The organism is Jiella sp. M17.18, assembly GCF_041027365.1.
Taxonomy (GTDB): domain Bacteria; phylum Pseudomonadota; class Alphaproteobacteria; order Rhizobiales; family Rhizobiaceae; genus VKMB-3413.
Window position 1 is genome coordinate 219,277 of sequence record NZ_JBFTEH010000006.1, and the last position, 23,898, is coordinate 243,174.

Consider the following 23,898-nt stretch of genomic DNA (forward strand, 5'->3'; position numbering starts at 1 on the left):
GCAGAAAAGCTTGCCCCTGCCGGAACTTCGCTCGCAGCCGCGGGTTAGCCACGACCGCCCATCGTGGCAGGCCGCGCGGAAGAGCTTCATGAGTTACTACGACAATCCCCGGTCGACGGCGAGCCTCGTCGGCCATCCCATCCATCCCATGCTGGTGCCCTTCCCGATCGTCTGCTTCATCGGCGCGCTCGCGACCGATATCGCATACTGGCAGACGGCCGACATGATGTGGACCAACTTCTCCGCCTGGCTCCTGACCGTCGGCATCGGCTTCGGCGTCCTCGCCGCCATCGTCGGCCTGATCGACTTCATCGGCAGCCGCCGCGTGCGCGACCTCGGCGCGGCCTGGATGCATGCCGGCGGCAATGTCGTCGTCCTCGTGCTCGCGATCTTCAACGATTTCGTCCACAGCCGCGACGCCTGGACGTCGGTGGTCCCGACCGGGCTGATCCTGTCGGCCGTGACCGTCCTCGTCCTCCTGTTCACAGGCTGGATGGGCTGGGCGATGGTCTATCGCCACCGGGTGGGAGTGTCGAACAATGCGCTCTGATCCGACTGAAAAGGCAGCGAACTCCGTCAGGCGCCGCGTCGCGGCTCTCGCCGTCGCCGGCGTCGCCGCGGTCGTGCTCACCGGCGCCAGCGACGGCCAGTTCGACGTCTCCTCGCAGATCGGGCCGAACCCGAAGCTGCCCGAGCCGCACCAATACCTGCTCCCGCCGATGCATCTCGCGCCGGTGGTCGGCTGGAAGAAGGGCGAGACGCCGAGCGTGCCCGCCGGGCTGAAGATCTCGGCGCTCGCCACGGGGCTGCAGCATCCGCGCACGGTCTACGTGCTGCCGAACGGCGACGTGCTGATCGTCCAGTCGAAGGGTCCGAACGTCGAGCCGATCGAGCGGCCGAAGGACCTGATCATGGGCTGGGTGGAATCCTTCGTGACCTCCAGCGGCGGCAGCGGCGGATCGCAGGGCAAGAGCAACCGCATCACGCTGGTGCGCGAGGGCGCCGACGGGCAGCCGGCGCAGCAGAGCCTCTTCCTCGACAATCTCAACTCGCCCTTCGGCGTCGCGCTCGTCGGCAACGACCTCTACGTCGCCGATACCGACGCGATCATGCACTACACCTACCACACGGGCGACACCAAGATCACCGGACCGGGCACTGTGCTGACGCCGCTGCCGGGCGGGCCGATCGACCATCACTGGACGAAGAGCCTCGTCGCGAGCCCCGACGGCTCGAAGCTCTATGTCGGCGTCGGCTCGAACTCCAACATCACCGAGAACGGCATCGAGGCGGAAAAGAACCGCGCGGCGATCTGGGAGGTCGACCGGCAGACCGGCGCCCACCGGATCTTCGCCAGCGGCCTGCGCAATCCGAACGGCCTCTCGATCCAGCCGCAGACCAAGGCCCTCTGGGCCGTCGTCAACGAGCGCGACGAGCTCGGCCCCGACCTCGTCCCGGATTACCTGACCTCGGTGAAGGACGGCGCCTTCTACGGCTGGCCCTACAGCTATTACGGCCAGCACGTCGATCCGCGCGTGATGCCGCAGCGCCCGGACCTCGTCGCCAAAGCGATCCCGCCGGACTACGCGCTGTCCTCGCATGTCGCACCGCTCGGCCTCGCCTTCTCGACCGGCACGAGCCTGCCGCAGAAGTATCAGGGCGGCGCCTTCGTCGGCGAGCACGGCAGCTGGGACCGCGACCGGTTCAACGGCTATAAGGTGGTCTATGTGCCCTTCACCAACGGCCAGCCGAGCGGCAAGGCCGAGGATGTCGTGACCGGCTTCCTCGACGGCAAGGGCAATGCGCGTGGCCGTCCCGTCGGCGTCGCCATCGACAAGTCCGGCGCCCTCCTCATCGCCGACGACGTCGGCAATACGGTGTGGCGGGTCACGAGCGACGGCGGCCAGAGCGCGCCGAGCCAGTAGGGCCCGGCGCACGCTCCGGCCGCCGCATTCGCGTCAGTTGGCGGGTCGGGAACAGACCCCGGAGAATCAGAACTCCTCCCAGCTCTCCTCGGCCTGCGCCGGCCTCGGCGCAGCGCCGCCGCGTCCGGTCGCGCGCATCTGCGGAACCGCCTTCCTGGCCGCGGCTGCGGGACGGGCAGCCGGCACGGCAGCGGTCCTGGCGCCGCCGGCGGCCCGGGTGGTGAACCGCCCGACGGCTGCCGCCAGATCCTCGGTCTCGCTGTTGAGGTTCTGGGCGGCCGCCGTGGTCTCTTCCACCATGGCCGCGTTCTGCTGCGTCACCTGATCCATCTGATCGGCGGCAGCGGACACTTCCTTCAGGCTGAGCGCCTGTTCGCGCGCACTCTCCGCGATCTGCGAGACGATCTGGCTCATGCCGCCGACCTGCGCGACGATCTCGTCCAGCGACTTGCCGGAGGCGGTGACGAGTTCGACGCCGCGCTGCACCTGGGACGAAGAGGCCGAGATCAGGTCCTTGATCTCCTTGGCGGCCTCGGCCGAACGCTGGGCGAGCGCGCGCACCTCCTGCGCCACCACGGCGAAGCCCTTGCCGGCCTCGCCCGCGCGGGCGGCTTCCACGCCCGCGTTGAGGGCGAGGAGATTGGTCTGGAAGGCGATCTCGTCGATCACCGAGATGATCTGGGTGATCTGCTGCGAGGAAGCCTCGATCTGGCTCATCGCCGCGACCGCCCGGCTGACGATCTCGCCGCCCTTGGCCGCGTTCTTTCGGGCCATTTCGGCGGACTGGCGGGCGCTGCCGGCGCTTTCGGCCGTCCGGTTGACGCCGTTCGACACTTCGGTGAGAGCCGCCACGGTCTCCTCGATGCTCGCCGCCTGCTGCTGCGTGCGCTGGGCGAGATCGTGCGAGGCGATGCTGATCTCCTTCAGGCCGCCGCGGATCGACGAGGTGGAGGTCACCACCGAGCCGAGGGTCGCCTCCAGCGATTCGACCGAGGTGTTGAACTGGTCGCGGATCTCGGCATAGGCGGGATCGAGTTGGTCGACGCGAACCGTCAGATCGCCCTGCGACAGACGCTGCAGGGCCTTCGACAGCTGACGGAAGGCAGCCTCCAGCTTGCGCGCTTCCGCCGCCTTCTCGGCTTCCCGCGAGGTGCGATCCGCTTCCGCCGCGCGGCGCGAACGCTCGGCCTCGGCTTCCGCCGCGAGCTTGGCGCGGCCGTTCTCCTGGAAGATCCGGAGCGAACGGGCCATCGCGCCGAGTTCGTGCTTGTGCTCGACGCCTTCGACCGCCACGTCGTTGTTGCCGCTGGCGATCTGCTGCGTCACCTCGGCGAGCTGCTGGACGGCGCGCGAGATGAGGCGGCCGAGCGCATAGGCAAGGACAAGGCCGGCGAGGACGACGAGGCCGCAGATGACGAGCGTGCTGGTCGCGGTCGAGCTCGCCATAGCCTCCGCCTGCGGACCCAGCGCGCGCTGGCGCTCGACGATGCCGCTCTGGAGCTTGGCGAAGGTCGACTGCAGTTGTGGGCCGAGAACATCCAGCACGCTCTCGCGCAGATTGTTGCTCTTGGCGACGACGTCCTTCATGTCGGCGAGGCGGGCGCTGTAGTTCTTCATCAGCTGCAATGCCGACTTCGAGCGGCCGAGCTGGATGTCGGTCTTCAGCATCTTCGCCAGCGCTTCCTGGCCGGCGATCGCCTTGGCGAGTTCGGCCTGGGCCTGGGCATAGGCGTCGATATCGCCAGCCTGAACGAAGCGCTCCGAATAGTAGAGGCTCTTGCTGATCGCGGCATAAGTCTGCGCGCCCTGGTAAAGGGCGGCGATGTCGAAGCCGCGCCAGGACGAACGCATGATGTCGGCCAGCGCGATCTCGGTCCAGGGACCGAAATCGGTGACCTTGGAGATCAGGCTCTGGCGTTCCTTGTCGAGGTCGACGATCTGGTGGAAGGCGTCGGAGAAGGTCGAGACATCCTGACGGACGGTCTTGAGCTGATCCAGCACGGCCGTCTCACCGGCGAAAAGATCATCCACCCGCCCCTTGTCGGCCAGAATCTTGCTGACGCCCGCGTCGAACGCCGTCACGTCGGCCCCGCCCGGCGCGCTGCCGATGTGGTCGGCTGCCGCGCGGATGGTGTTCAGCGCTTCGCTGTAGTCCCCGATCGCAAGGCTCTGGTCCGCCGCGTGGCGATAGGACGCGAACAGGTTCGAGACGCCTTCCACGCCGCGCACGGCATTGACCGAAAGAAACACCATGAGCAGCAGCAGCGGCACGAAGCCGAGGCTGATCCTGCTGCGAATACCAAGCTTGTTCCACATGTCCTGCGTTCTCCGACCGAGGCCTCAAAGCCGCCTTTCCCGCGGCGAGGCCTGGTGATCCGTTGTCGAATGGGGGGCGTTTGCGGCTCAGTTCTTGCCGGCGTATTGCGCGACGTTCGCCGGGGTGACGAGCTCGAAGGGCACGTAGATCTTCGACGGGACGTCTTCGCCGCCGGCGAACTTCATGGCCGCGTCGACCGCCGCCGACGCCTGTCCCGCCGCATTCTGGAAGACGGTGACAGCCATGTCGCCGCGCTTCATCGCGGCCAGCGCGTCCTTGGTGGCGTCGACGCCCGCGACCTTGACGCGGCTCATGTCGATGCCGGCCTCCTTGAGGCTGCGGATCGCGCCGAGGGCCATCTCGTCATTGTTGGAGATGATCGCGTCCGGCCGCTCGCCGGCAGCAAGCCACTCCCGCATCAGCTCGGCGCCCTCGTCGCGCGACCAGTTCGCCGATTGCTGCTCGATGACCTGAATGCCCTTGCAGCCGTCGCTCTGCAGGGTTTTCAGCGTGTATTCCGTCCGGCGCCGCGCGGCGGGGTGCAAGAGCTCGCCCATCATCACCGCGACCTTGCCCTTGCCGCCGAGATCCTGGCAGACCTGCTTGGCCTCCAGCGTGCCGGCCTCGGCCTCCTTCGACGCGACGAACGCCTGCTTGGGCGGAAGCCGGTCGACATTGATCGGCTCGCTGTTGACGTAGATCAGCGGGATGCCGGCATCGGTGGCGATCTTGGAGATTTCCACGCCACGATCGCCATTGACCGGATTGACGATGATCGCGTCAACGCCCGACTTGACGAAGTCCTTCAGCGCCGCGATCTGGCGGTCGGAATCCTTGTCGGCGTTCTCGACGCGCACCGTCAGGCCGAGGGACTCGCCCCGGCTCTTGATGCCGTTCGCCAGCAAGGTCTTGTAGGCGTCGAGGCTCGCCATCGCGACGCCGATGGTCTTCGCGCTGGCCAGTGACGGCACAGCGACCGCCGCAATTGCCGCAATCCCAAGGATTCCGAGCTTGTTCATGACTTCCCCGCATGATCGTCCACAGCTCGGATCGATACCGGGCCTTTCATAAGGAATAGTTTAGGCGACAGGCACGGGGGGCGCCTTATGTTACGGAGATCAAATACAAATCCGGGCCACGCGACCAAACCATCAGTAAATTTGACTTACTTTCAGCCAGGTTTAATTTAACGCCGGTCGGAACACGCGTGCGCCAGCGCATGCGGGACCCGGGCGTCACTCTGCCGCCGCGACGGCAACGCCCGCAGCGGACGCTTTGCGAACCGCTGACGTCGCGCCAGTAGAGGCGACGTCGCCTGGCCCGCCTGTCGTCACCCGACCTGCCGGCGTTTCGGCCAAAGGCGAAGGCTTCACGGCCACCCCCACGCGGTGCGAGGGCCGCTGCCCTTCCCGTCCGGGCTCAGGCCGAGAGCTGGTTCTGCCCCGGATCGTTGTCGGCCGTCATGGCCGAGGCGGCGGACTGGGCAGCGTCGACCGGCTGCGGGCGCCCGAGGTGATAGCCCTGGAAGAAGTCGCATCCCGCGGCCTTGGCGAGCACCAACTGCTCCTCCGTTTCGATTCCCTCTGCGAGAACCGAGACTCCCATGGCGCGGGCGACGCTCGACAGGGCGGTCAGCATCACGTCGTCCGCCTCGGTCGTGCCGAGCTTGGCGACGAAGGCCCTGTCGATCTTGATCGAGTCGATGGGGAAGGACCGGAGATAGGCAAAGCCGCAGAAGCCGGCGCCGAAATCGTCCAGCGAGATCCGCACACCCATCGCCCGCAGGGCCTGCAGCCGACGGATGATGTCCTCGTGAAGGTTGAGCGCGACGCTCTCGGTCACCTCGATCACCAGGCGGGATGCGGGCATGCCGGTCTCGCCGAGCACCCGCTGGACCATGGCGACCACGTCGTCGCGCTTGAACTGGCTGGCGGAGAAGTTGACCCCCACCAGCCGCTCGGGAATGTCGCGGAAATCGAGGCAGGCCCGGCGCAGGACCCATTCGCCCAGCATGTCGATCAGCAGCGACTGCTCGGCGATCGGGATGAAGTCGTTCGGCGGGATGCGGCCGCGCACCGGGTGGCGCCAGCGCACCAGCGCTTCCCAGCCGCGGATCGCCGCGTCCCGCTCGAAGATCGGCTGGTAGTCAAGCTCCAGCTCGTTGAGCAGGATCGCGGCCCGCAGCTCGCGTTCCATGAACCGCAGATGCTTGTAGTCGACCATCATCTCGCGTCGGAACACTGTCGCCTGGGCGCGGCCGTTGCGCTTGCTCTCGTAGAGCGCGAGGTCCGCGCGCTTCATCGCCTCGTCGACATCGCCGTCGCCGGCCGCGACCTTAACCACGCCGATCGAGGCGGAAAGCTTCAGCTGGCGCCCCTTGTGCCAGACCGGCTGAGCGAGATCGCCGAACAGCTGCGCGGTGACCACGGCGCTGTCGGGAAGCGGATCGGCCTCCAGAAGGAGCGCGAACTCGTCGCCGCCGAGGCGGCCGAACAACGCGCCGGGGCAGCATCGCCGCACGACGAGGCCGAGCTGGCGCAGCGCCGCGTCGCCGGCATCGTGCCCCTGCCCGTCATTGATCTGCTTGAGGTAGTCGAGATCGATGTGGAGAAGCAGCGCATGGCGGAAGTCGGCCCGGCGCAGCCGCATCGCGCAGTCGGCGATGAAGGCGCTCCGGTTGAGCGCTCCGGTCAACTCGTCCCGGCGCAGGAGGAGCGCCTCGCGCTTGCGCAGCAATTCCCATTCGTCGAGCTTCGCCCGAACCCGCTCGCGCAGCCTGAGCAACAGCACGAGCGCCAGGAAGATCGCGACCGCGACCAGAATAGATGTCATTTCGATGACACTTCCGGCCCCCTGGGACAGCTGAACGTCCAGGAGCGACAGAATCGCGGCCGATGTCAGGAGGATGAGCCCAATCCGATAACTGAGCCGTTCTGCTTCCGGCTTTGCGCTATGCATGATTGTACTCGCGACGATCGGTGCGGGAAGGCCTGCGCGCGGCCTAGCCCGGAAAGTCATAAGATTTCGCGAACGCGAATGCGGCCTGACGGTCTTCGCGCCGGAAAATGTCGCCACGCGCCCGTCAAAGCCGCCGTCCGGACGGATTTATCGCTCCGGCGCGCCCCGCCGCCGGGGTCAGCGGTCTCCGGCGGGGACGGACTCCGCCCTCCCCGGCGGAGTGTCTCGCACTAACCCTTGTAGACGACCAGCAGGTCCTTGGCGTCGATCTGCGCGCCGGCGGCGACGTGCACCGATTCGATCGTCCCGTCGCGCTCGGCGTGGAGCGCGGTCTCCATCTTCATCGCCTCGATCGACAGCAGCACGTCCCCCGCCTTGACCTCCTGGCCGGCCGAAACCGCCAGCGTCGAGACGACGCCCGGCATCGGCGCGCCGACGTGGTTCGGATTGGTCGGGTCGGCCTTCGGCTTGACGCCGCCGCCCGCCGCACCGTGGGCGCGGTCCGGCACCTTGATGCGCCGCGGCTGGCCGTTCAGCTCGAAGAACACGGTGCGCATGCCCTTCTCGTCGGTCTCGCCGAAGCCGAGGCAGCGGATCACCAGCGTCTTGCCGCGCTCGATGTCCACCAGCACCTCGTCCTCCTGCTCAATGCCGTAGAAACAGGACGGCGTCGGCAGCATCGAGACCGGGCCGTAGGTCTCGGCGAGGATGGCGAAGTCGGTGAAGACCTTGGGGTACATGAGATAGGAGGCGAACTCCTGGTCGCTGACCTTGCGCTCAAGCTTTGCCTCGATCGTCTCGCGCTCCTTGGCGAGGTCGGCGTCGGCGATCAGCGAGCCCGGCCGCACCGTGATCGGCTGGCGGTCCTTCAGCACCTTCTTCTGCAGCTGGGCCGGCCACCCGCCCGGCGGCTGACCGAGGTCGCCGTGCAGCATCGAGACCACCGAATCCGGGAAGGAGACGTCCTTCTTCGGGTCCATGACGTCGGCGACGGTGAGGTCCTGGCTCACCATCATCAGCGCCATGTCGCCGACGACCTTGGAGGACGGCGTCACCTTGACGATGTCGCCGAACATCTTGTTGACGTCGGCATAGGTCTGCGCGACCTGGTGCCAGCGGGTCTCGAGGCCCAGCGAGCGGGCCTGTTCCTTCAGGTTGGTGAACTGGCCGCCCGGCATCTCGTGGAGATAGACCTCGGACGCCGGCCCCTTGAGGTCGCTCTCGAAGGCGGCGTACTGGTTGCGCACCGCCTCCCAGTAGAAGGAGATGCGCCGGATCGCATCGGCCGAGAGGCCGGGATCACGCTCGGTGCCCTTCAGCGCCTCGACGATCGAGCCGAGGCAGGGCTGCGAGGTGTTGCCGGAGAAGGCGTCCATCGCCGCGTCCACCGCGTCGACGCCGGCATCGATCGCCGCCAGCACCGTCGAGGCGGAGATGCCGGAGGTGTCGTGGGTGTGGAAGTGGATCGGCAGGCCCACCTCCTCGCGCAGCGTCTTGAACAGGACGCGGGCCGCGGCGGGCTTCAGGAGCCCCGCCATGTCCTTGACGCCGAGGATGTGGACGCCGGCCGCCTCCATCTCCTTGGCGAGCGTGACGTAGTATTTCAGGTCGTACTTGGCGCGGTCGGGATCGAAGAGGTCGCCGGTGTAGCAGATCGCGCCCTCGCAGAGCTTGCCCGACTCCAGCACCGCGTCCATCGACACGCGCATGTTCTCGACCCAGTTCAGGCAGTCGAAGACGCGGAAGAGGTCGACGCCGCCCTTGGCGGCTTCCCGCACGAAATACTTCACGACATTGTCGGGATAGTTGGTGTAGCCGACGCCGTTCGAGCCGCGCAGCAGCATCTGGAGAAGGATGTTCGGCGCCTTCTCGCGGATCAGCGCGAGGCGCTCCCAGGGATCCTCCATCAGGAAGCGCATGGCGACGTCGAAGGTCGCCCCGCCCCAGCATTCGAGCGAGAGGAGCTGCGGCAGCGCCCGGGCATAGGCATCGGCAACGGCGGCGATGTCGTGGGTGCGCATGCGCGTCGCGAGCAGCGACTGGTGTCCGTCGCGCATGGTCGTGTCGGTGAGGAGCACCGACTTCTGCTCGCGCATCCAGGCGGCAAAGCCGGCAGCGCCGAGCTGGTCGAGCTTCTGGCGCGTGCCGTCGGCCAGCGGCGCCTGGAACTGCGGCGGCACCGGCGGCGCATGGTCCGCGGACGGGCGCGGCCGGTTCTTGGTCTCCGGATGGCCGTTGATCGACACGTCGGCGAGATAGGTCAGGATCTTGGTCGCGCGGTCGCGGCGCTTGACCTGCTGGAAGAGCTCCGGCGTCTCGTCGATGAACTTGGTGGTGTAGGAATTGTCGCGGAATTTCGGGTGGCCGATGATGGCTTCGAGGAAGGTCAGATTGGTCGCGACGCCGCGGATGCGGAATTCGCGCAGGGCGCGGTCCATCCGCGCGATCGCCTCTTCGGGCGTCGGCGCCCAGGCGGTGACCTTTTCGAGCAGCGGATCGTAGTAGCGGGTGATGACCGCGCCGGAATAGGCCGTGCCGCCGTCGAGCCTGATGCCGAAGCCGGTGGCGCCGCGATAGGCGGTGATGCGGCCGTAGTCCGGGATGAAGTTGTGCTCGGGATCCTCGGTCGTGATCCGGCACTGCAGGGCGTGGCCGTTGAGCTTGATGTCCTCCTGCTTCGGCACGCCGGAGGCCGGCGTACCGATCGCCGCGCCGTCGAGGATGTGGATCTGCGCCTTGACGATGTCGATGCCGGTCACCTCCTCGGTGACGGTATGCTCGACCTGGATGCGCGGATTGACCTCGATGAAGTAGAAGGCGCCGGTATCGGCATCCATCAGGAATTCGACCGTGCCGGCGCCGACATAGTTCGTCGCGTCGGCGAGCTTGCGGGCGTAGCCGGCGAGTTCCCGGCGCTGCTCGTGGGAGAGATACGGCGCCGGCGCGCGCTCCACCACTTTCTGATTACGCCGCTGGATGGAGCAGTCGCGCTCGAACAGGTCGACGACGTTGCCATGGGTGTCGCCGAGGATCTGCACCTCGACGTGCCGGGCCCGCTCGACCAGCTTTTCGAGATAGACCTCGTCCTTGCCGAAGGCGGCCTTCGCCTCGCGCTTGGCCTCGGTCACCTCGCGCTCGAGGTCCTTTTCGGCGCGGATGACGCGCATGCCGCGCCCGCCGCCGCCCCAGGACGCCTTCAGCATCACCGGGAAGCCGACCTTCGCCGCCATCGCGCGGATGCGTCCCATGTCCTCGGGAAGCGGCTCGGTGGCCGGCACCACCGGCACCCCGACCTCGACCGCGAGGTTGCGGGCGGCGACCTTGTTGCCGAGCCGGCGCATGGTGTCGCCCGCGGGGCCGATGAAGGTGATGCCGGCGGCGTCGCAGGCGTCGACGAATTCCGGGCTCTCCGACAACAGGCCGTAGCCCGGATGGATGGCGTCGGCGCCGGAGAGCTTGGCGACGCGCAGGATCTCCTCGATCGACAGATAGCTCTCGATCGGCCCGAGATCGCGCTCCAGATGCGAGCCGCGGCCGACCTGATAGCTCTCGTCCGCCTTGAAGCGGTGCAGCGCCAGCTTGTCCTCTTCCGCCCAGATCGCGACCGTCTTCAGCCCGAGTTCGTTGGCCGCACGGAAGACGCGGATGGCGATCTCCGATCGGTTGGCGACGAGAATCTTGCGGATGGCCAAGGAACGCTCCCCCTTCGAACTAGGCGCACGACCGATGCCCTGTCGGCACGAAAATCGACTTTGCTGCGAGGGCGGCGATTGTGCAAGTGCGAAGGGCCGATCCGGCGGCCGGATACTTTCCGGCTGCCCCGTATTGCGGGACGTCAGCGCGGCGGCTCGGCCAGCGCCGCCGCCAGGCCCTGCGGATCGAAGGGCTTCTGCCAGCGCGGCGTGTCGCGGAAACGCTCCGGCAGCACCGCGGTGTCGTATCCCGTCGCGAAGACGAAGCGAATCCCCCGGTCGGAGAGATCGTCGGCGAAGGGATAGATCGCCTCGCCCTGCAGGTTGATGTCGAGCACGGCGAGGTCGATGCGATCGGCCCGCGCCAGCCTTTCGCGCGCTTCGGCAACCGTCGGCACCGGTCCGATCACGGTTGCGCCCAGCCGATTCAGCGCGACTGCGACGTCGTCCGCGAGGTAGTATTCGTCCTCGACCACGAGGACGACGTGTCCGATCAAGCTCATTGCGCGCCCACCCCCGGGGTCTCGTGCGTTCCGGCAGACACCCTGAAGATGTGCCGCCGATCGGTTCCGTCAAAAAAGATAGGATGAAACGTTTCCGCTTGGTCGGGCTTTACCAGAGATCCCCGCACGGAAGGCGCTCTTCATGGCCACCCGCCTCATTCGCAAGTTGGGCTATTTCACGTGCCTTTCGACCGGCGATGTCCAGGCCATCAGCCGACTGAGCGGCTCGCAGCTGCGGCTGTACCGTCCGCGCGAGTTGATCATGCGCGAGGGCGACCGGCCGGAATTCATCAACCTGTTTCTCGACGGCTGGGCCTGCCGCTTCAAGGATCTGGAGAACGGCAAGCGCCAGATCATGTCGCTGTTCGTCCCCGGCGACCTGTGCGACGTCAACGTCTTCATCCTCAAGGAGATGGACCACTCGATCGCCGCGCTGACCTCGGTCACGGTCGCGGAAGTCAGCCGTTCGGTGTTCGAAGAGCTGATCATCAACCATCCCCGCGTGACCCAGGCGCTGTGGTGGGAGACGCTCGTCAGCGCGTCGATCCAGCGCGAGTGGACGACCAGCCTCGGCCAGCGCGACGCGGCCGAGCGCATCAGCCACCTCTTCTGCGAGATCTTCACGCGGCTCGACTGCGTCGGTCTGACGGTCGGCAACACCTGCCCGCTGCCGATGTCGCAGGCGGAGATCGGCGAAGCGAGCGGCCTGACCACGGTCAGCGTCAACCGCGTTCTCCAGGACCTGCGCAAGGCGAACCTGATCGCGCTTCGCCAGCGCACCTTGACGATACTGGACTTCGACGGCCTGAAGCGGCGCGCGATGTTCAATCCGAACTACCTGCACCTCGATCGCGACGGCGATCATCTTGCGGCGAATTCTTAGCCGGTACGCGAAATTCCGGGCTGAGGCTTCGAAGGTTGGCGGCTCCCCGCTATTTCGGCCGGGATGACCATTCCGGGAGACAGGCAATTGAGCGACGCCGGCGCAAATCACCCGCAGCGGCGAGCGGGTGCCCTCGGCGAGATGAGCGAACGGGTCCGCGCCTTCGACTGGGGTCGCACGTCGCTCGGGCCGCGCGACCGCTGGCCGCAGAGCCTCAAGGCGGTCGTGGACCTCATTCTGGCCTCGCCGATGGCGATGATCGTGCGCTGGGGTCCGGACTTCGTGCAGATCTACAACGACGGCTACAGCGCGCTCGTCGGAAACGAGCATGCGGCGGATCTCGGGCGACCCACCCGCGAATGCTGGCCACGGGTTTGGGAGGCCCTCGAACCGACGTTCGCGGCCGCACTGCGCGGCGAGAGTCTGTCGCTGAGGGACCAGGAACTGGCCCGGGGCGACGGGCGGGGCACCGTCAGGCTCGACTACAATCTCAGCCCGCTGACCGATGACGCCGGCAAGCCTGCCGGCATCCTCGCGACGGTCGTCGATGCGACGGACCGGTTCGAGACGGGCGTGCGGCTGAGCGAGAGCGAACAGCGCTTCCGCCTGATCGTCGAGCAGGCCCGCGACTACGCCATCTTCACCACCGACACCGAGGGCACGGTCACCGACTGGCTGCCCGGCGCCGAGGCCGTCTTCGGCTATGATGCGGGCAGCATCGTCGGCCGCCACTCCGAAATTCTCTACACGCCGCAGGACCGGGCGGGCGGCGAGGTCGCGAAGGAACTGGCGATGGCGGCGGAGACCGGCCATGCGCCGAACATACGCTGGCACCAGCGCCGGGACGGCACGCTGGTCTTCATCGAGGGCAGCGTGACCGCCCTGCGGACGCCCGGAGGCGAGCTTCGCGGCTTCCTGAAGATCGGCCGGGACGTGACGGCGCGGCGGGCAGCGGAGTTGGAACTGCGGCAGAGTCGCCAGCAGCTGCGCAGCCTGATCGCCGGCATTCCGCAGCTCGTCTGGCGGGCCGACAGGAACGGGCACTGCATCTGGGCGAGCCAGCGGTGGGAGGCATTCACGGGACTTTCCCTCGAGGCGAGCCGCGGCACCGGCTGGCTGGATGCCGTCCACCCGGATGATCGGCCCGGCATCGAGGCCGCCTGGACGACGGCGGAGGATCGCGGCGAATTCTCCGCGGACTGCCGCTTCCGCGAAGCCGCCAGCGGCCGCTATCGCTGGTTCGAGATCCGGGCGCTGCCGTCCCCGGACGAGGCGGGCGACGCCCTGGAATGGTTCGGCACGTCGACGGACATCGACGACCGGCGGCGGCTGGAGGAGCATCAGCGCGTCCTCCTGGCGGAACTGCAGCACCGCGTGCGCAACTCGCTCGCGGTGGTCCGGTCGATCGTCCGGCGCACCGCCGAAACGGCGGACACCGTCGAGGACTACGCCATGCATCTGGAGGGGCGCATCGACGCCTTCGCCCGCGTCCAGTCCGCCGTCACCCGCGACCCCGGCGGACGGGTCTCGCTGCTCGACCTCGTCGCGGACGAGATGATCGCGGCGACGGCCCGCGAAGGCGAAACCGTCTTCATCGCCGGGCCGGACCTGCGGCTGCCGTCGCGGATCGCCGAGACCTTCGGGCTCGCCGTCCACGAACTCGCGACGAACGCGATCAAGTTCGGCGCTCTCGCCTCGGATGCCGGCCGGATCGACATCGCCTGGCATGTCGAGGAGACCGAGGAGCCCGGCAGGCTGGTCTTCGACTGGAAGGAGACGGGCGTCACTCTGGGCGAGGAACCGCAGCGCCTTGGCTTCGGACGCGAACTCCTCGAGCGGACCCTGCGCTACCAGATCCAGGCGGAGGCGAGCCTCGCCTACGAGCCGGACGGCTTGCGCTGCCGCATCGTGCTGCCACTGCCGGGATAGGCGCGAAAGCTGTTCCGCGCGTCCCGCGGCGGTTCGCCGCACCATTCCGGTCGGGGCTAAGCATCGGATCGGGAACAATAAATCCAGGGCCCAGCTTGATCTCCGCATCGCCGACGGACGCTGTCGACCGGCGGAAACCCACGGAGCCAACTTCATGACACCACGTCTTCTTCCGCTCGCAGCGGCCCTTTCCCTCTGCCTCACCGCGCCGGCGCTCGCCCAGTCGACGAGCAACGGCACCAACGGCACCGCGAAGGGCACCTCCGCCATGGCGGCGTCCAAGGCGCCGATGCCGGCCCCGCAGAACGTCAAGACCGCGCAGAACTTCGTCCCGATGGCGGCGGTCTCCAACACGTTCGAGATCGAAACCAGCAACCTCGCGCTCCGCAAATCGAAGGACAAGGCCGTCCACGACTTCGCGCAGAAGATGGTCCACGACCACTCGCAGGCCGCCACCAAGCTCGAAGCTGCGGTCAAGCAGTCGAAGATGAACGTCAGCGTGCCGACCGGCCTCGACCCGGAGCACAAGCAGATGCTGGACGATCTCGAGGCGGCGCCGAGCGAGGGCTTCGACGCCAAGTACATCCAGATGCAGTCGCAGGCCCACGACAACGCGATCGCGCTGTTCAAGTCCTACTCCAACAACGGCGAGAAGGGCCCGATCCGGCAGTTCGCTGCCAAGACCCTGCCGACGCTGAAGCATCACAAGCAGCTCGTCCAGAAGCTCCAGAAGAAGTCCTGACGGCGGCGCGCGGACGCGTCGGCGTCCGCTTCCGTCCCGACTGGGCCGGGGTGCTTGGCATCCCGGCCCATCGCAATCCAAGAGGCGCGTTCGACCGTGGCCGCGCGGCCTCAGGATCCTTCCGGCATGCCCGACGCCGGCGGCGCGCCGTGGAGATGGAGATAGAGCGGGTCGAACTGGCCGATCCGCTGCAGCTTGTCCCAGTCGTGGATCGCCAGGACCCGCTTCGACAGCGAGATCACCTTGTGGCCCCGCAAGTCCTGCAGGATCCGGTTGACGGAGACGATGCTGAGGCCGAGCGCGTCGCCGATCTCGTGCTGCGTCAGCGGCATGCGGAAGCGGCGCTCCTCGGCCAGCCCGACGACGTCGAGACGGGTCGCGAGCTCGCACAGGAGATGCGCCACGCGCGCCCGCGCGGAGGTCCGCCCGATGGTGGTGATCCAGGCCCGCGTCACCGCCGCGTCGATCAGCGTCTCGCGCCACAGCGCCTCGCCGATCAGCGGGTGCGCCCGGCACAGCGCGACGAGCGGCTCGTGCGGCAGGAAGACGAGGCGCGCCTCGGTGACGGTGACGACGTCGTGATCCAGTGTCTTCAGATGGATCGTCTGCAGGTCGGGGATGTCGCCGGGGACGTAGAAGGAGAGGATCTGGCGCTTGCCGTCGCTGGTCGTCTGGTCGCGGCGGATGAAGCCGTCGGCCAGCAGGCAGCACTGGCCGGGCCGCTCCCCGGACCGCCCGATCATGTAGCCCGACCCGACATCGCGCACGATGGCCGGCAGCGACAGCAGCGCCTCGGCCTCGGTCTCGTCCAGCCGGCTCGCCCGTTTCAATCGCCGGATCAGCACGTCCAGCGGTCCGCGCTCGTCTGCTGTCAATCGAGAAGTCTTTCCTGCTGCAGGGGATGCTGGGGGGCTGGCCGCCAGGGGACCCGTGCGGCGGATGCGAGTCGCTCCATAGGACAAAGCGTGGAAAGTCCGGAGCTAATTTTTCGGTCTCAGGAACCGACCAGCCGGCCTTATGGTTAGCCGGCTATGTTCGCTCCTGGCCCGGCAAAGCCCGACGCCCGCGGGCGCGTCCCCGCAGCGCAGACGCGTGCGAGCTCGCGAACGTCGAGCTCGTGGCGCTCGGCGCCGGGGCCGGCAGGCGCGTCGGATGCGGACGGCCCGCCGGGCGGTTCAGGGGTGCTTGTGGATCGGGTCCACCCAGTACACCTCTTCCGGCTTCTCGACCGGCTCGACGTCGGTGATGTTGACCACCACCGCCTCGTTGTCGGAGCGCATCAGGACGCATTCCAGCGTCTCGCCGGGATCGGCGTTGATCTCCTGATGCGGCACGAAAGGCGGCACGAAGATGAAGTCGCCCGGCCCCGCCTCGGCGACATATTCGAGCCGCTCGCCCCAGCGCATGCGGGCCCGGCCGCGCAGCACGTAGATGACGCTTTCGAGTTCGCCGTGGTGGTGGACGCCGGTCTTGGCGTCGGGCGCGATGCTCACGGTCCCGGCCCAGATCTTCTGCGCCCCGACCCGGGCATGGTTGATCGCCGCCTGGCGGTACATGCCCGGCGTCTGCGCCGTGCGGTCGTCGAGCTGGTCGCCCTTGATGACCCGGACGCCGTCGTGCTTCCAGCGCGGCTCGCCATGCTCGTGACCGTTGCTCATCGACTGTTCCTCCCCGCGCCGACCGACGACGCGCATCATCCTGCAGCGGCGGCAGGATGCCGGATCGTCGGCCCGAGGCCAAGTGCGGCCGTCCCGGCGGACGATCCTCCTTTCGGCCGACGCGGTGGCCGGAAAGAGGAAATCGGATCACCGGCCGAACCCGCTACGTCCAATCCGGCGGCGCAGTCTCCACAGGGGCGGGTCCGGGCGTGTCGAAACAGCGCCGATGGCAGCCGGAACGCGGAAGGCGACGGGGCCGCTCCTCTGGTATGGTCCGGGCCAGACTCGGATGCTAGAAGCCGCAGAAGATGAGGGAGCTTGGGCAATCATGGCGGTGACTGCCGGTCGGCGCGACGGCGTCGTCGAGAGAAAGACCAAGGAGACCGAGATCCGGGTGCGCGTCGACCTCGACGGCACCGGGCGGTCGACGATCGAGACCGGCGTCGGCTTCTTCGACCACATGCTCGAACAGCTCTCGCGCCATTCCTTGATCGATATGGAGATCAAGACGAACGGCGATCTCCACATCGACGACCACCACACGGTCGAGGACACCGGCATCGCGCTCGGCCAGGCGATCCGCCAGGCGCTGGGCGAGCGGCGCGGCATCCGCCGCTACGCTTCCCTCGACCTCGCCATGGACGAGTGCCTGACCCGCGCGGCGATCGACGTCTCGGGCCGGCCGTTCCTGGTCTTCCAGGTCGAGTTCGCCCGGCACAAGATCGGCAGCTTCGACACCGAACTGGTGCAGGAATTCTTCCAGGCGCTCGCCCAGAACGCGGGGCTGACGCTGCATGTGACGAATCTCTACGGCTCCAACTCGCACCATATCGCCGAGACCTGCTTCAAGGCGGTGGCGCGGGTTCTCGGGGACGCCGTGGCGATCGATCCGCGCCAGGCCGACCTCGTTCCCTCGACCAAGGGGATGCTGGCCTGATGAGCCTCGTCCGCCACGTCGTCCTGGAGCCTCCGGAAGAGCCGGGCCGGAGTTCGCGGGCGCTGTTCGTGCGCGACCGCTTCTCGATCTGGGCGTTTTTCTTCACCTTCCTCTGGCTGTTCCGCTACGGTCTGTGGAATGCCGGGCTGATCGTGCTGGCGCTGGCGCTCTGCATCGGCATCTTCGCCGAGATCGACGGCCTCGGCGTCACCGCCGCGATCCTGTCGCTGCTCCTCGGCATCTATGTTGCGCTGGAAGGGCCGATGCTGCGGGCCCGGCACCTGAGGCGGCGCGGCTGGCGCGTCGCCGCGGCGTTCCAGGCCTCGGGGCGCACCGAGGCCGAACTGCTCTACTACAACCGCCCGGCCGAGCCGCCGCGTCTGCCGCCGCAGCAGAAGCCGGCGCCGTGGTACTCGCCGAGCCGAACCGAACCGCGCGCGGGGAACGACCAGTTCCTCGGCATCAGCCCGGCCGAGTGACGATGCAGACCATTGCCATCATCGACTACGGGTCCGGCAATCTCCACTCGGCGCTGAAGGCGGTCGAGCGCGCGATCCGCGAGAGCGGCGCCGACGCTTCGGTGAGGCTGACCGGCGATCCGGAGACCGTGCGCCGCGCCGACCGGGTGATCCTCCCCGGCGTCGGCGCCTATGCCGACTGCCGCGCCGGCCTCGGCGCCGTGCCCGGTCTGGAAGAGGCATTGCGCGAGGCGGTGGAGACCGCCGGCCGGCCCTTCCTCGGCATCTGCGTCGGCATGCAGCTGATGTCCTCGCGCGGGCTGGAAAAGACGGTGACGCCGGGCTTCGGCTGGATCCCCGGCGACGTGACGAAGATCGTTCCCTCGGACCCGGCACTGAAGGTGCCGCAGATCGGCTGGAACACGATCGAGGTGCGGCGCGAGCACCCGCTGCTCGCCGGGATCCCGACCGGCGAGACCGGCCTGCACGCCTATTTCGTCCACTCCTACCACCTCGTCGCGACGAATCCGGAGGATGTCGTCGCGACCGTCGACTATGGTGGCAGCGTCACGGCGATCGTCGCGAACGGCAACAAGGCCGGCACGCAGTTCCACCCGGAAAAGAGCCAGACGCTGGGGCTCAAGCTGCTGGCGAACTTCCTGGGGTGGACCCCGTAGCCAAGCCTTGTCGGATGCCGCCGCCTCTGCGGTCATTCCACGCGCGGCGGCATCCGGTCCCGAGCCGGCCTTCCGATCGACCGGAGCCACGCCCGGTTTTGGCTGCCGGCTGCTCTCCCTATATGAACGGTTGTGGGCTGCGCGCCCCACGAGCCTGCAGGAGGAGCGGAACGAGCGATGAGCGTCGCATTCGTCAAGGAGCCGAACGAGGACCAGGTCGAGGCCCTGCCGGAACGCGATCTGGGAACCGATCCGAACTTCGTCACCCCAAGCGGCCTGGCCCGGCTCGACGCGGAGATTGCGGCCAACGAGGCGGCGCTCGAGACGGCGCGTTCCGCAAACGACAAGATCGCCGTCGCGATGATCAACCGCGACCTGCGCTACTGGCGGGCGCGCCGCTCGACGGCTCAGCTGACGGTGCCACAGGCCGGCACCGACGTCGTCCAGTTCGGCCATCGCGTGGCGGTCAGGCGACCCGACGGACAGGTGCAGAGCTATCGGATCGTCGGGATCGACGAAGCCGACCCGACCCGCGGCCTGATCTCCTACCTCTCGCCCCTGGCGCGGCAGCTCGTCGGCAAGGAAGAAGGCGATATCGTGCGCGCGGGTCCGAACGAGGCGGAGATCGTCTCGATCACAGCCGAGGAGGCAGGCTGAGACGCGACCGGGCTATCGTGCCCCTTCCGAGACGGGCACGCCAAGCGGAAAGCCCGAAGTGACGAGGCCCGAGCGGGCTCGGGTGCCGCTCGATCCATGTCCTCGCAGGGGGCATGTGGGAAAGCTGCAGGAGCCGCTGGCAGGGCTCGCCGGTTCAGGTCCGCCCGAAGCAGGACGCGCCGCCATTCGATCCGCTACGGCACCAGCGCACCATAGGCGCAGACGACGCGGGCGGCGAGCGCATGGCCCTTCGCCGCCGCCGCCTTCGGACTCTCGCCCGCCAGACGGGCGGCGAGATAGGCCGCGTTGAAGCTGTCGCCCGCGCCAGTGGAATCGACGACCGTTTCGACCGGGCTCGCGGCGACGGTGACCTCGCCGTCGACGTCCGAGACATGCGCCGGGCCCGCGGCGTCCTTGACCACCACCTCGCGCACGCCGAGCCCGTGGTAGCGCGCCGCCGTGCGATCGGCGGACGCATCGCCGAAAGCCGCCGCCTCGTCGGCAAAGCTCGGCAGGCAGATCGTCGCGACCGCCGCCGCCGCCTCGACCGCGGCGCACATGGCCGCGGTATCCGGCCACAGGCGCGGTCGCAGGTTCGGATCGAAGGCGACCGGCCGGCCGGCCGCCTTGGCGGCAGCCAGATGCCGCAGGAGCCGTGCCCGGTCGGCCTCGGGCAGGATGGCGAGCGTGATGCCGGAGAAGTAGAAGGCGTTGCCGGCGGCGAAGACGGCCGAGAGATGGTCCTCGTCCGCGGCGAGGCGCTTTGCCGCCGACGTGTCGCGCCAGTAGGAGAAGCTGCGCTCGCCATTGTCGAGATGGATCATGTAGAGGCCGGGCATCGCGCCGGGCAGGCGCCGCACCGGCTCCGTCCCGATGTTCGACCGCTCGAAGAAGGCCAGCATCTCGTCGGAGATCGGATCGGTGCCGAGCGCGGAGAGGTAGGCGACGCGCCAGTCGGCCGGCAGGGCCTTGGCGAGATACCAGGCGGTGTTGAACGTGTCGCCGGCGAAGCCGCGCCGGTAGAGCCCGTCGCCGACCGAGGACAATTCGACCATGCACTCGCCGATCGAGACGATCGCGCTTCTCTGGGCTTCGTTCATGCGGTCGGATCCTCGGCTGACGCAAACGGACGATTCGCCCGACCGTTAGCAGAGGCCGCCGCTTCTTAGCCAGTGATCAGCCGCGCCCGTGATCAGCGGCGGGCGCGGCAGCGCCGATAGGCGGCATCGCCCTGCGTCCGCGCGCGCTGCTCGGTGAAGACCTGGGCGCCGAAGCTGTCGCCGGGGTCGGACTGGCCGTCATAGTAGTTGGCGGCCGTCTGGCGGGCATATTGCTGGCAGAACGCTTCCGACCCCCGGGGATAGGGATTGGCGGAAATGGTCGCATCGTAGAAGGGCGAGCCGTTGGCATAGGGCGCGTCGCTCTGGCAGCCGGCAAGGCCGGCCAGAAGCAGCCCACAGGCGGCGAGAACCATGGAACGCATCGGGAAAGTCTCCATCGATCGGATGAACCGGGCTGACGCTGAGATAGACGGATGGACCAGGCGGCCATCGGCGATCACCGAGGCTTGTTCGAACCGCGTCCTTTCCGGTGGCGAAAGCGCAATCGTTCGAGGCCTATAACCATCCGCCTGGCACGGCCGTTCCCGCTGCGCGGGCGGCGATCGCATAGCCGGCGAAGGCGACTTCGACGGGTTTGACGGCGGGAGCGGTTTCTGCCCATCTGCCATCCATGCTCAGCGACGAGATTCCCTTCCTGGCGCCGGAGGTCGCGGCGGCGCGGCTGCGGCCGCTCGGCGGCCTCGCCCTCCTCGACAGCGCCATGCGCCACGAGACGCTCGGCCGCTACGCCTTCGTCGCGGCCGACCCGTTTGCCACCTTCACGGTGAACGCGGACGGCGCCCTGCTGGACGGCAACCGCCTGCCGGGCCCGCCGCTGACGGCGCTCGGCTCCGTCCTCGATCGCTTCCGCTGCGACACCCTCCCCGGCCTGCCGCCGTTCCAGGGCGGTGCGATCGGCGTCATCGGCTACGATTTCGCCCACCATCTGGAGCGGCTGGCATCGCCTGGGGATCTCGATCCGGCCGAGCCGAGCCTGCGGCTGAACCTCTACGACACGGTGCTGGCGCTCGACCTTCAGGAGCGTCGCGCCTTCCTGATCGCCTCCGGCCATCCGGCGGAGGGGCCGGATCGGCTCGCCCGGGCCCGCGAGCGGCTCGGCGCCTTCCGGCAGGCCTTGTCGCGACCGTCCCGTCACGAGGCGGATGCGGGTCTTCCCTCGCCCGGACTCGACTGGCGCTCCAACTTCCTCGCCGCCGACTATCGCGCCGCGATCGAGCGGGTGCGCGAATACATCCTCGACGGCGACATCTTCCAGGCGAACATCGCCCAGACCTTCTCGGCCGCGCTGCCGGAAGGCTTCGACCCGTTCGCGCTCTACCTGAAACTCCGGCGGACCAACGCCGCACCCTTCGGCGCCTATCTCGACTATCCCGGCCTGCAGATCGCCTCCTCCTCGCCGGAGCGCTTCCTGAAGCTCGCGGGCCGCGCCGTCGAGGCACGCCCGATCAAGGGCACCGCCAAACGTTCGGCCGACTCGGCGCAGGACCGGGCGCTCGCCGCGGCCCTCCTCGCCTCGGACAAGGACCGCGCCGAGAACGTGATGATCGTCGATCTCCTGCGGAACGACCTCTCGCGCGTCTGCGAGCCGGATTCCGTCGAGGTGCCGGTGCTCTGCGGCCTCGAAAGCTATGCCGCGGTCCACCACCTCACCTCCGTCGTCACCGGCCGGCTGCGCGGTGGCATGACGGCGACGGATCTCGTCGCGGCGAGCTTTCCCGGCGGCTCGATCACCGGCGCACCGAAAATCCGGGCGATGGACATCATCACCGAGATCGAGAGGACCGCGCGCGGAGCCTATTGCGGGTCGATCGGCTATTTCGGCTTCGACGGGTCGATGGACCTCAACATCGCCATCCGCACCGTCAGCTTTTCCAGGGGCCGGGCGCGGCTGTCCGCCGGCGGCGGCATCACCGTCCTCTCCGATCCGGCGGCGGAATACGAGGAGACCTTCACCAAGGCGATGCGGGTCTTCGCCGCCTTCGAGGGCGACCGGCCGTGACGATCCTCGTCCTCGACAACTACGACAGCTTCGTCTTCAACGTCGCGCGCTATCTCGAGCGGCTGGGAGCGGAGACGAAGGTCGCGCGCAACGACCGGATCACCCTGGCGGAGGTCGAGGCGCTGTCGCCGGAGGCGATCGTCGTCTCGCCGGGCCCCTGCGCGCCCAAGGATGCCGGCATCTCGCTGGACCTCGTGCAAACGCTGTCCGGCCGGGTGCCGATCCTCGGCGTCTGCCTCGGCCACCAGGTGATCGGCGCGGTCTTCGGCGGCACCGTCATGCGGGCGCTGAAGCCGATGCACGGGCGCGCCTCCCGGGTACGACACACCGGCACCGGCCTGTTCGAAGGACTGCGGGAAGAAACGGCCGTCGGGCGCTACCACTCGCTGATCGTCGAGGAGACGCCGCAGATGCTGCAGGCGCTGGCGGTCGATGCGCGCTCGGCCGAAGGCGAGATCATGGCGCTGTCGCACCGGGCGCACCCGACATTCGGCGTGCAGTTCCATCCCGAATCCGTGCTGACCGAGAACGGCGCCAGGATCTTCGAGAACTTCCTCACGCTCGCGCGGCGCTGGCATGACCGACGTCTGGCATAACGGCCGCTTCGTCGACGCGGCGGGCGCGATCGCGGCGAACGACCGCGGCCTGCTGCTCGCCGACGGCGTCTTCGACACGGCCCTGGTGCTCGGGGGCCGGGTCTTCCGCCTAGAGGCGCATGTCGACCGCCTCGTAGCGGCCTGCCGGACGCTCGAGATCCCGGTCGCGCGCGCGGACCTCGACGCTGCGGTGGCCGCGCTCGCCGGGCGCCATGGCAGCGGCTCGATCCGCCTCACCGTCACCCGCGGTCCGGGTCCGCGCGGCCTTTCCTGCCCGCCGCAGCCGCAGCCGACGATCCTCGGCTCGTCCGCGCCCCTTGCCCCGGCCGCGATGTTCGCCCCGCTGACGCTTTTCGAGACCGCGATCCGCCGCAACGAGACCTCGCCGCTGTCGCGGCTGAAATCACTTGCCTACCTCGACGCTGTTCTCGCCAATCGGGACGCGCGAAAGGCGGGAGCCGACGAAGCGCTCTTCGCCAATGGCGCCGGGCGGCCCGTCTGCACGGCGCTCGGCAACCTGTTCCTGCTCGACGGCGACGCCTTGATCACGCCGCCGCTCGAAGAGGGCGTGCTCGACGGGATCATCCGCGGCTGGATCCTCGGCCATGCCGGCCTGTTCGGATTGTCCGCGCGCGAGGAACCCGTCTCGCGCGAAAGGCTGGCGGCGGGACCGCTGTTCGTCACCAACAGCCTCAGGCTGATCGCGCCGGCATGCCTGGTCGGCCGACCCCGCCCCGCGGATGATCGCCGCGTCGCCGCGCTGATGCAGGGCCTCTGCGCCGCCCTCGCTGCGGAGTGCGGAACCGATCCACGCGAGCACGGCGCACGGCTTCCAGCGTAGCGGAG

At 68.4% G+C, this 23,898-nt stretch carries 21 protein-coding genes; 12 read left to right on the plus strand and 9 right to left on the minus strand.

The window, feature by feature from the left end; translation table 11 throughout:
• Nucleotides 1-88: 88 nt before the first annotated feature.
• Both AB5S17_RS13470 and AB5S17_RS13475 read left to right on the plus strand, forming a co-directional pair.
• On the plus strand, nt 89-550 hold the full coding sequence (locus tag AB5S17_RS13470; RefSeq protein ID WP_369240148.1) for a DUF2231 domain-containing protein: 462 nt from the start codon (nt 89-91) through the stop codon (nt 548-550).
• Nucleotides 540-1,925: a sorbosone dehydrogenase family protein gene (locus AB5S17_RS13475; RefSeq protein WP_369240150.1), complete on the plus strand. Its 1,386-nt coding sequence runs from the start codon at nt 540-542 to the stop codon at nt 1,923-1,925. The genes AB5S17_RS13470 and AB5S17_RS13475 overlap by 11 nt, the downstream gene beginning before the upstream one ends.
• Before the next feature lie 66 nt (nt 1,926-1,991).
• On the opposite strand, the gene AB5S17_RS13480 is transcribed toward AB5S17_RS13475, so the two are convergent.
• The 5 genes from AB5S17_RS13480 to AB5S17_RS13500 form a co-directional block, all read right to left on the minus strand.
• Nucleotides 1,992-4,241: a methyl-accepting chemotaxis protein gene (locus tag AB5S17_RS13480; protein WP_369240152.1), complete on the minus strand. Its 2,250-nt coding sequence runs from the start codon at nt 4,239-4,241 to the stop codon at nt 1,992-1,994.
• Between the two features lie 87 nt (nt 4,242-4,328).
• Entirely contained in the window at nt 4,329-5,261 is a 933-nt protein-coding gene (locus AB5S17_RS13485; RefSeq protein ID WP_369240154.1) for a substrate-binding domain-containing protein, read from the minus strand.
• A gap of 400 nt (nt 5,262-5,661) precedes the next feature.
• On the minus strand, nt 5,662-7,074 hold the full coding sequence (locus AB5S17_RS13490) for a putative bifunctional diguanylate cyclase/phosphodiesterase (protein WP_369240156.1): 1,413 nt from the start codon (nt 7,072-7,074) through the stop codon (nt 5,662-5,664).
• A gap of 356 nt (nt 7,075-7,430) precedes the next feature.
• Nucleotides 7,431-10,892, minus strand: coding sequence for a pyruvate carboxylase (pyc, locus tag AB5S17_RS13495; RefSeq protein WP_369240158.1), 3,462 nt, complete (start codon nt 10,890-10,892; stop codon nt 7,431-7,433).
• Nucleotides 10,893-11,035: 143 nt separating this feature from the next.
• Nucleotides 11,036-11,395, minus strand: coding sequence for a response regulator (locus AB5S17_RS13500; protein WP_369240160.1), 360 nt, complete (start codon nt 11,393-11,395; stop codon nt 11,036-11,038).
• Between the two features lie 142 nt (nt 11,396-11,537).
• Here AB5S17_RS13500 and AB5S17_RS13505 point away from each other — a divergent pair, with 142 nt between their 5' ends.
• From AB5S17_RS13505 to AB5S17_RS13515, 3 genes are all read left to right on the plus strand, one after another.
• Nucleotides 11,538-12,278 (plus strand): Crp/Fnr family transcriptional regulator, encoded by a 741-nt coding sequence (locus AB5S17_RS13505; protein WP_369240162.1) that lies wholly within the window; start codon nt 11,538-11,540, stop codon nt 12,276-12,278.
• Nucleotides 12,279-12,365: 87 nt separating this feature from the next.
• The gene (locus AB5S17_RS13510; RefSeq protein ID WP_369240164.1) at nt 12,366-14,207 is read left to right on the plus strand and encodes a PAS domain S-box protein; all 1,842 of its coding nucleotides are present in this window, start codon (nt 12,366-12,368) and stop codon (nt 14,205-14,207) included.
• A gap of 154 nt (nt 14,208-14,361) precedes the next feature.
• The gene (locus tag AB5S17_RS13515; RefSeq protein ID WP_369240166.1) at nt 14,362-14,949 is read left to right on the plus strand and encodes a DUF4142 domain-containing protein; all 588 of its coding nucleotides are present in this window, start codon (nt 14,362-14,364) and stop codon (nt 14,947-14,949) included.
• Between the two features lie 110 nt (nt 14,950-15,059).
• Here AB5S17_RS13515 and AB5S17_RS13520 read toward each other — a convergent pair whose 3' ends face one another.
• Both AB5S17_RS13520 and AB5S17_RS13525 read right to left on the minus strand, forming a co-directional pair.
• Nucleotides 15,060-15,824, minus strand: a complete 765-nt coding sequence (locus AB5S17_RS13520) for a Crp/Fnr family transcriptional regulator (protein ID WP_369240168.1) — start codon at nt 15,822-15,824, stop codon at nt 15,060-15,062.
• Nucleotides 15,825-16,124: 300 nt separating this feature from the next.
• The gene (locus AB5S17_RS13525; RefSeq protein ID WP_369240170.1) at nt 16,125-16,607 is read right to left on the minus strand and encodes a cupin domain-containing protein; all 483 of its coding nucleotides are present in this window, start codon (nt 16,605-16,607) and stop codon (nt 16,125-16,127) included.
• 328 nt (nt 16,608-16,935) lie between these two features.
• Between AB5S17_RS13525 and hisB the strand changes: the two genes are divergently transcribed.
• The 4 genes from hisB (at nt 16,936) to greA (ending at nt 19,336) form a co-directional block, all read left to right on the plus strand.
• Entirely contained in the window at nt 16,936-17,544 is a 609-nt protein-coding gene (hisB, locus tag AB5S17_RS13530) for an imidazoleglycerol-phosphate dehydratase HisB (RefSeq protein WP_369240172.1), read from the plus strand.
• Nucleotides 17,544-18,023: a DUF2628 domain-containing protein gene (locus tag AB5S17_RS13535; protein WP_369240174.1), complete on the plus strand. Its 480-nt coding sequence runs from the start codon at nt 17,544-17,546 to the stop codon at nt 18,021-18,023. Before hisB ends, AB5S17_RS13535 begins: the two co-directional genes overlap by 1 nt.
• Nucleotides 18,024-18,025: 2 nt before the next feature.
• Nucleotides 18,026-18,679 (plus strand): imidazole glycerol phosphate synthase subunit HisH, encoded by a 654-nt coding sequence (hisH, locus tag AB5S17_RS13540; protein WP_369240176.1) that lies wholly within the window; start codon nt 18,026-18,028, stop codon nt 18,677-18,679.
• A gap of 177 nt (nt 18,680-18,856) precedes the next feature.
• Nucleotides 18,857-19,336, plus strand: coding sequence for a transcription elongation factor GreA (greA, locus tag AB5S17_RS13545; protein WP_369240178.1), 480 nt, complete (start codon nt 18,857-18,859; stop codon nt 19,334-19,336).
• Between the two features lie 194 nt (nt 19,337-19,530).
• Here greA and AB5S17_RS13550 read toward each other — a convergent pair whose 3' ends face one another.
• Both AB5S17_RS13550 and AB5S17_RS13555 read right to left on the minus strand, forming a co-directional pair.
• Nucleotides 19,531-20,436 carry a sugar kinase gene (locus tag AB5S17_RS13550; RefSeq protein ID WP_369240180.1) on the minus strand — a complete coding sequence of 302 codons (906 nt, stop codon included), beginning with the start codon at nt 20,434-20,436 and terminating at the stop codon, nt 19,531-19,533.
• A 92-nt stretch (nt 20,437-20,528) separates the two neighbouring features.
• Entirely contained in the window at nt 20,529-20,819 is a 291-nt protein-coding gene (locus AB5S17_RS13555; protein WP_369240182.1) for a hypothetical protein, read from the minus strand.
• Between the two features lie 248 nt (nt 20,820-21,067).
• Between AB5S17_RS13555 and pabB the strand changes: the two genes are divergently transcribed.
• From pabB to AB5S17_RS13570, 3 genes are read left to right on the plus strand one after another with little or no spacing between them, the layout of a single operon-like run.
• On the plus strand, nt 21,068-22,456 hold the full coding sequence (gene pabB / locus AB5S17_RS13560; protein WP_369240184.1) for an aminodeoxychorismate synthase component I: 1,389 nt from the start codon (nt 21,068-21,070) through the stop codon (nt 22,454-22,456).
• Nucleotides 22,453-23,052: an aminodeoxychorismate/anthranilate synthase component II gene (locus tag AB5S17_RS13565; RefSeq protein ID WP_369240186.1), complete on the plus strand. Its 600-nt coding sequence runs from the start codon at nt 22,453-22,455 to the stop codon at nt 23,050-23,052. The genes pabB and AB5S17_RS13565 overlap by 4 nt, the downstream gene beginning before the upstream one ends.
• Entirely contained in the window at nt 23,033-23,893 is an 861-nt protein-coding gene (locus AB5S17_RS13570; RefSeq protein ID WP_369240188.1) for an aminotransferase class IV, read from the plus strand. Before AB5S17_RS13565 ends, AB5S17_RS13570 begins: the two co-directional genes overlap by 20 nt.
• Nucleotides 23,894-23,898: the final 5 nt, after the last annotated feature.

Excerpts from the sequence above, each read along its gene's own strand:
- AB5S17_RS13470 (WP_369240148.1), top strand. The coding sequence starts at position 89 with ATGAGTTACTACGACAATCCCCGGTCGACGGCGAGCCTCGTCGGCCAT.
- AB5S17_RS13475 (WP_369240150.1), top strand. The coding sequence starts at position 540 with ATGCGCTCTGATCCGACTGAAAAGGCAGCGAACTCCGTCAGGCGCCGC.
- AB5S17_RS13480 (WP_369240152.1), bottom strand. The coding sequence starts at position 4,241 with ATGTGGAACAAGCTTGGTATTCGCAGCAGGATCAGCCTCGGCTTCGTG.
- AB5S17_RS13485 (WP_369240154.1), bottom strand. The coding sequence starts at position 5,261 with ATGAACAAGCTCGGAATCCTTGGGATTGCGGCAATTGCGGCGGTCGCT.
- AB5S17_RS13490 (WP_369240156.1), bottom strand. The coding sequence starts at position 7,074 with ATGACATCTATTCTGGTCGCGGTCGCGATCTTCCTGGCGCTCGTGCTG.
- AB5S17_RS13500 (WP_369240160.1), bottom strand. The coding sequence starts at position 11,395 with ATGAGCTTGATCGGACACGTCGTCCTCGTGGTCGAGGACGAATACTAC.
- AB5S17_RS13505 (WP_369240162.1), top strand. The coding sequence starts at position 11,538 with ATGGCCACCCGCCTCATTCGCAAGTTGGGCTATTTCACGTGCCTTTCG.
- AB5S17_RS13515 (WP_369240166.1), top strand. The coding sequence starts at position 14,362 with ATGACACCACGTCTTCTTCCGCTCGCAGCGGCCCTTTCCCTCTGCCTC.
- AB5S17_RS13525 (WP_369240170.1), bottom strand. The coding sequence starts at position 16,607 with ATGAGCAACGGTCACGAGCATGGCGAGCCGCGCTGGAAGCACGACGGC.
- hisB (WP_369240172.1), top strand. The coding sequence starts at position 16,936 with ATGGCGGTGACTGCCGGTCGGCGCGACGGCGTCGTCGAGAGAAAGACC.
- AB5S17_RS13535 (WP_369240174.1), top strand. The coding sequence starts at position 17,544 with ATGAGCCTCGTCCGCCACGTCGTCCTGGAGCCTCCGGAAGAGCCGGGC.
- hisH (WP_369240176.1), top strand. The coding sequence starts at position 18,026 with ATGCAGACCATTGCCATCATCGACTACGGGTCCGGCAATCTCCACTCG.
- greA (WP_369240178.1), top strand. The coding sequence starts at position 18,857 with ATGAGCGTCGCATTCGTCAAGGAGCCGAACGAGGACCAGGTCGAGGCC.
- AB5S17_RS13550 (WP_369240180.1), bottom strand. The coding sequence starts at position 20,436 with ATGAACGAAGCCCAGAGAAGCGCGATCGTCTCGATCGGCGAGTGCATG.
- AB5S17_RS13555 (WP_369240182.1), bottom strand. The coding sequence starts at position 20,819 with ATGCGTTCCATGGTTCTCGCCGCCTGTGGGCTGCTTCTGGCCGGCCTT.
- pabB (WP_369240184.1), top strand. The coding sequence starts at position 21,068 with ATGCTCAGCGACGAGATTCCCTTCCTGGCGCCGGAGGTCGCGGCGGCG.
- AB5S17_RS13570 (WP_369240188.1), top strand. The coding sequence starts at position 23,033 with ATGACCGACGTCTGGCATAACGGCCGCTTCGTCGACGCGGCGGGCGCG.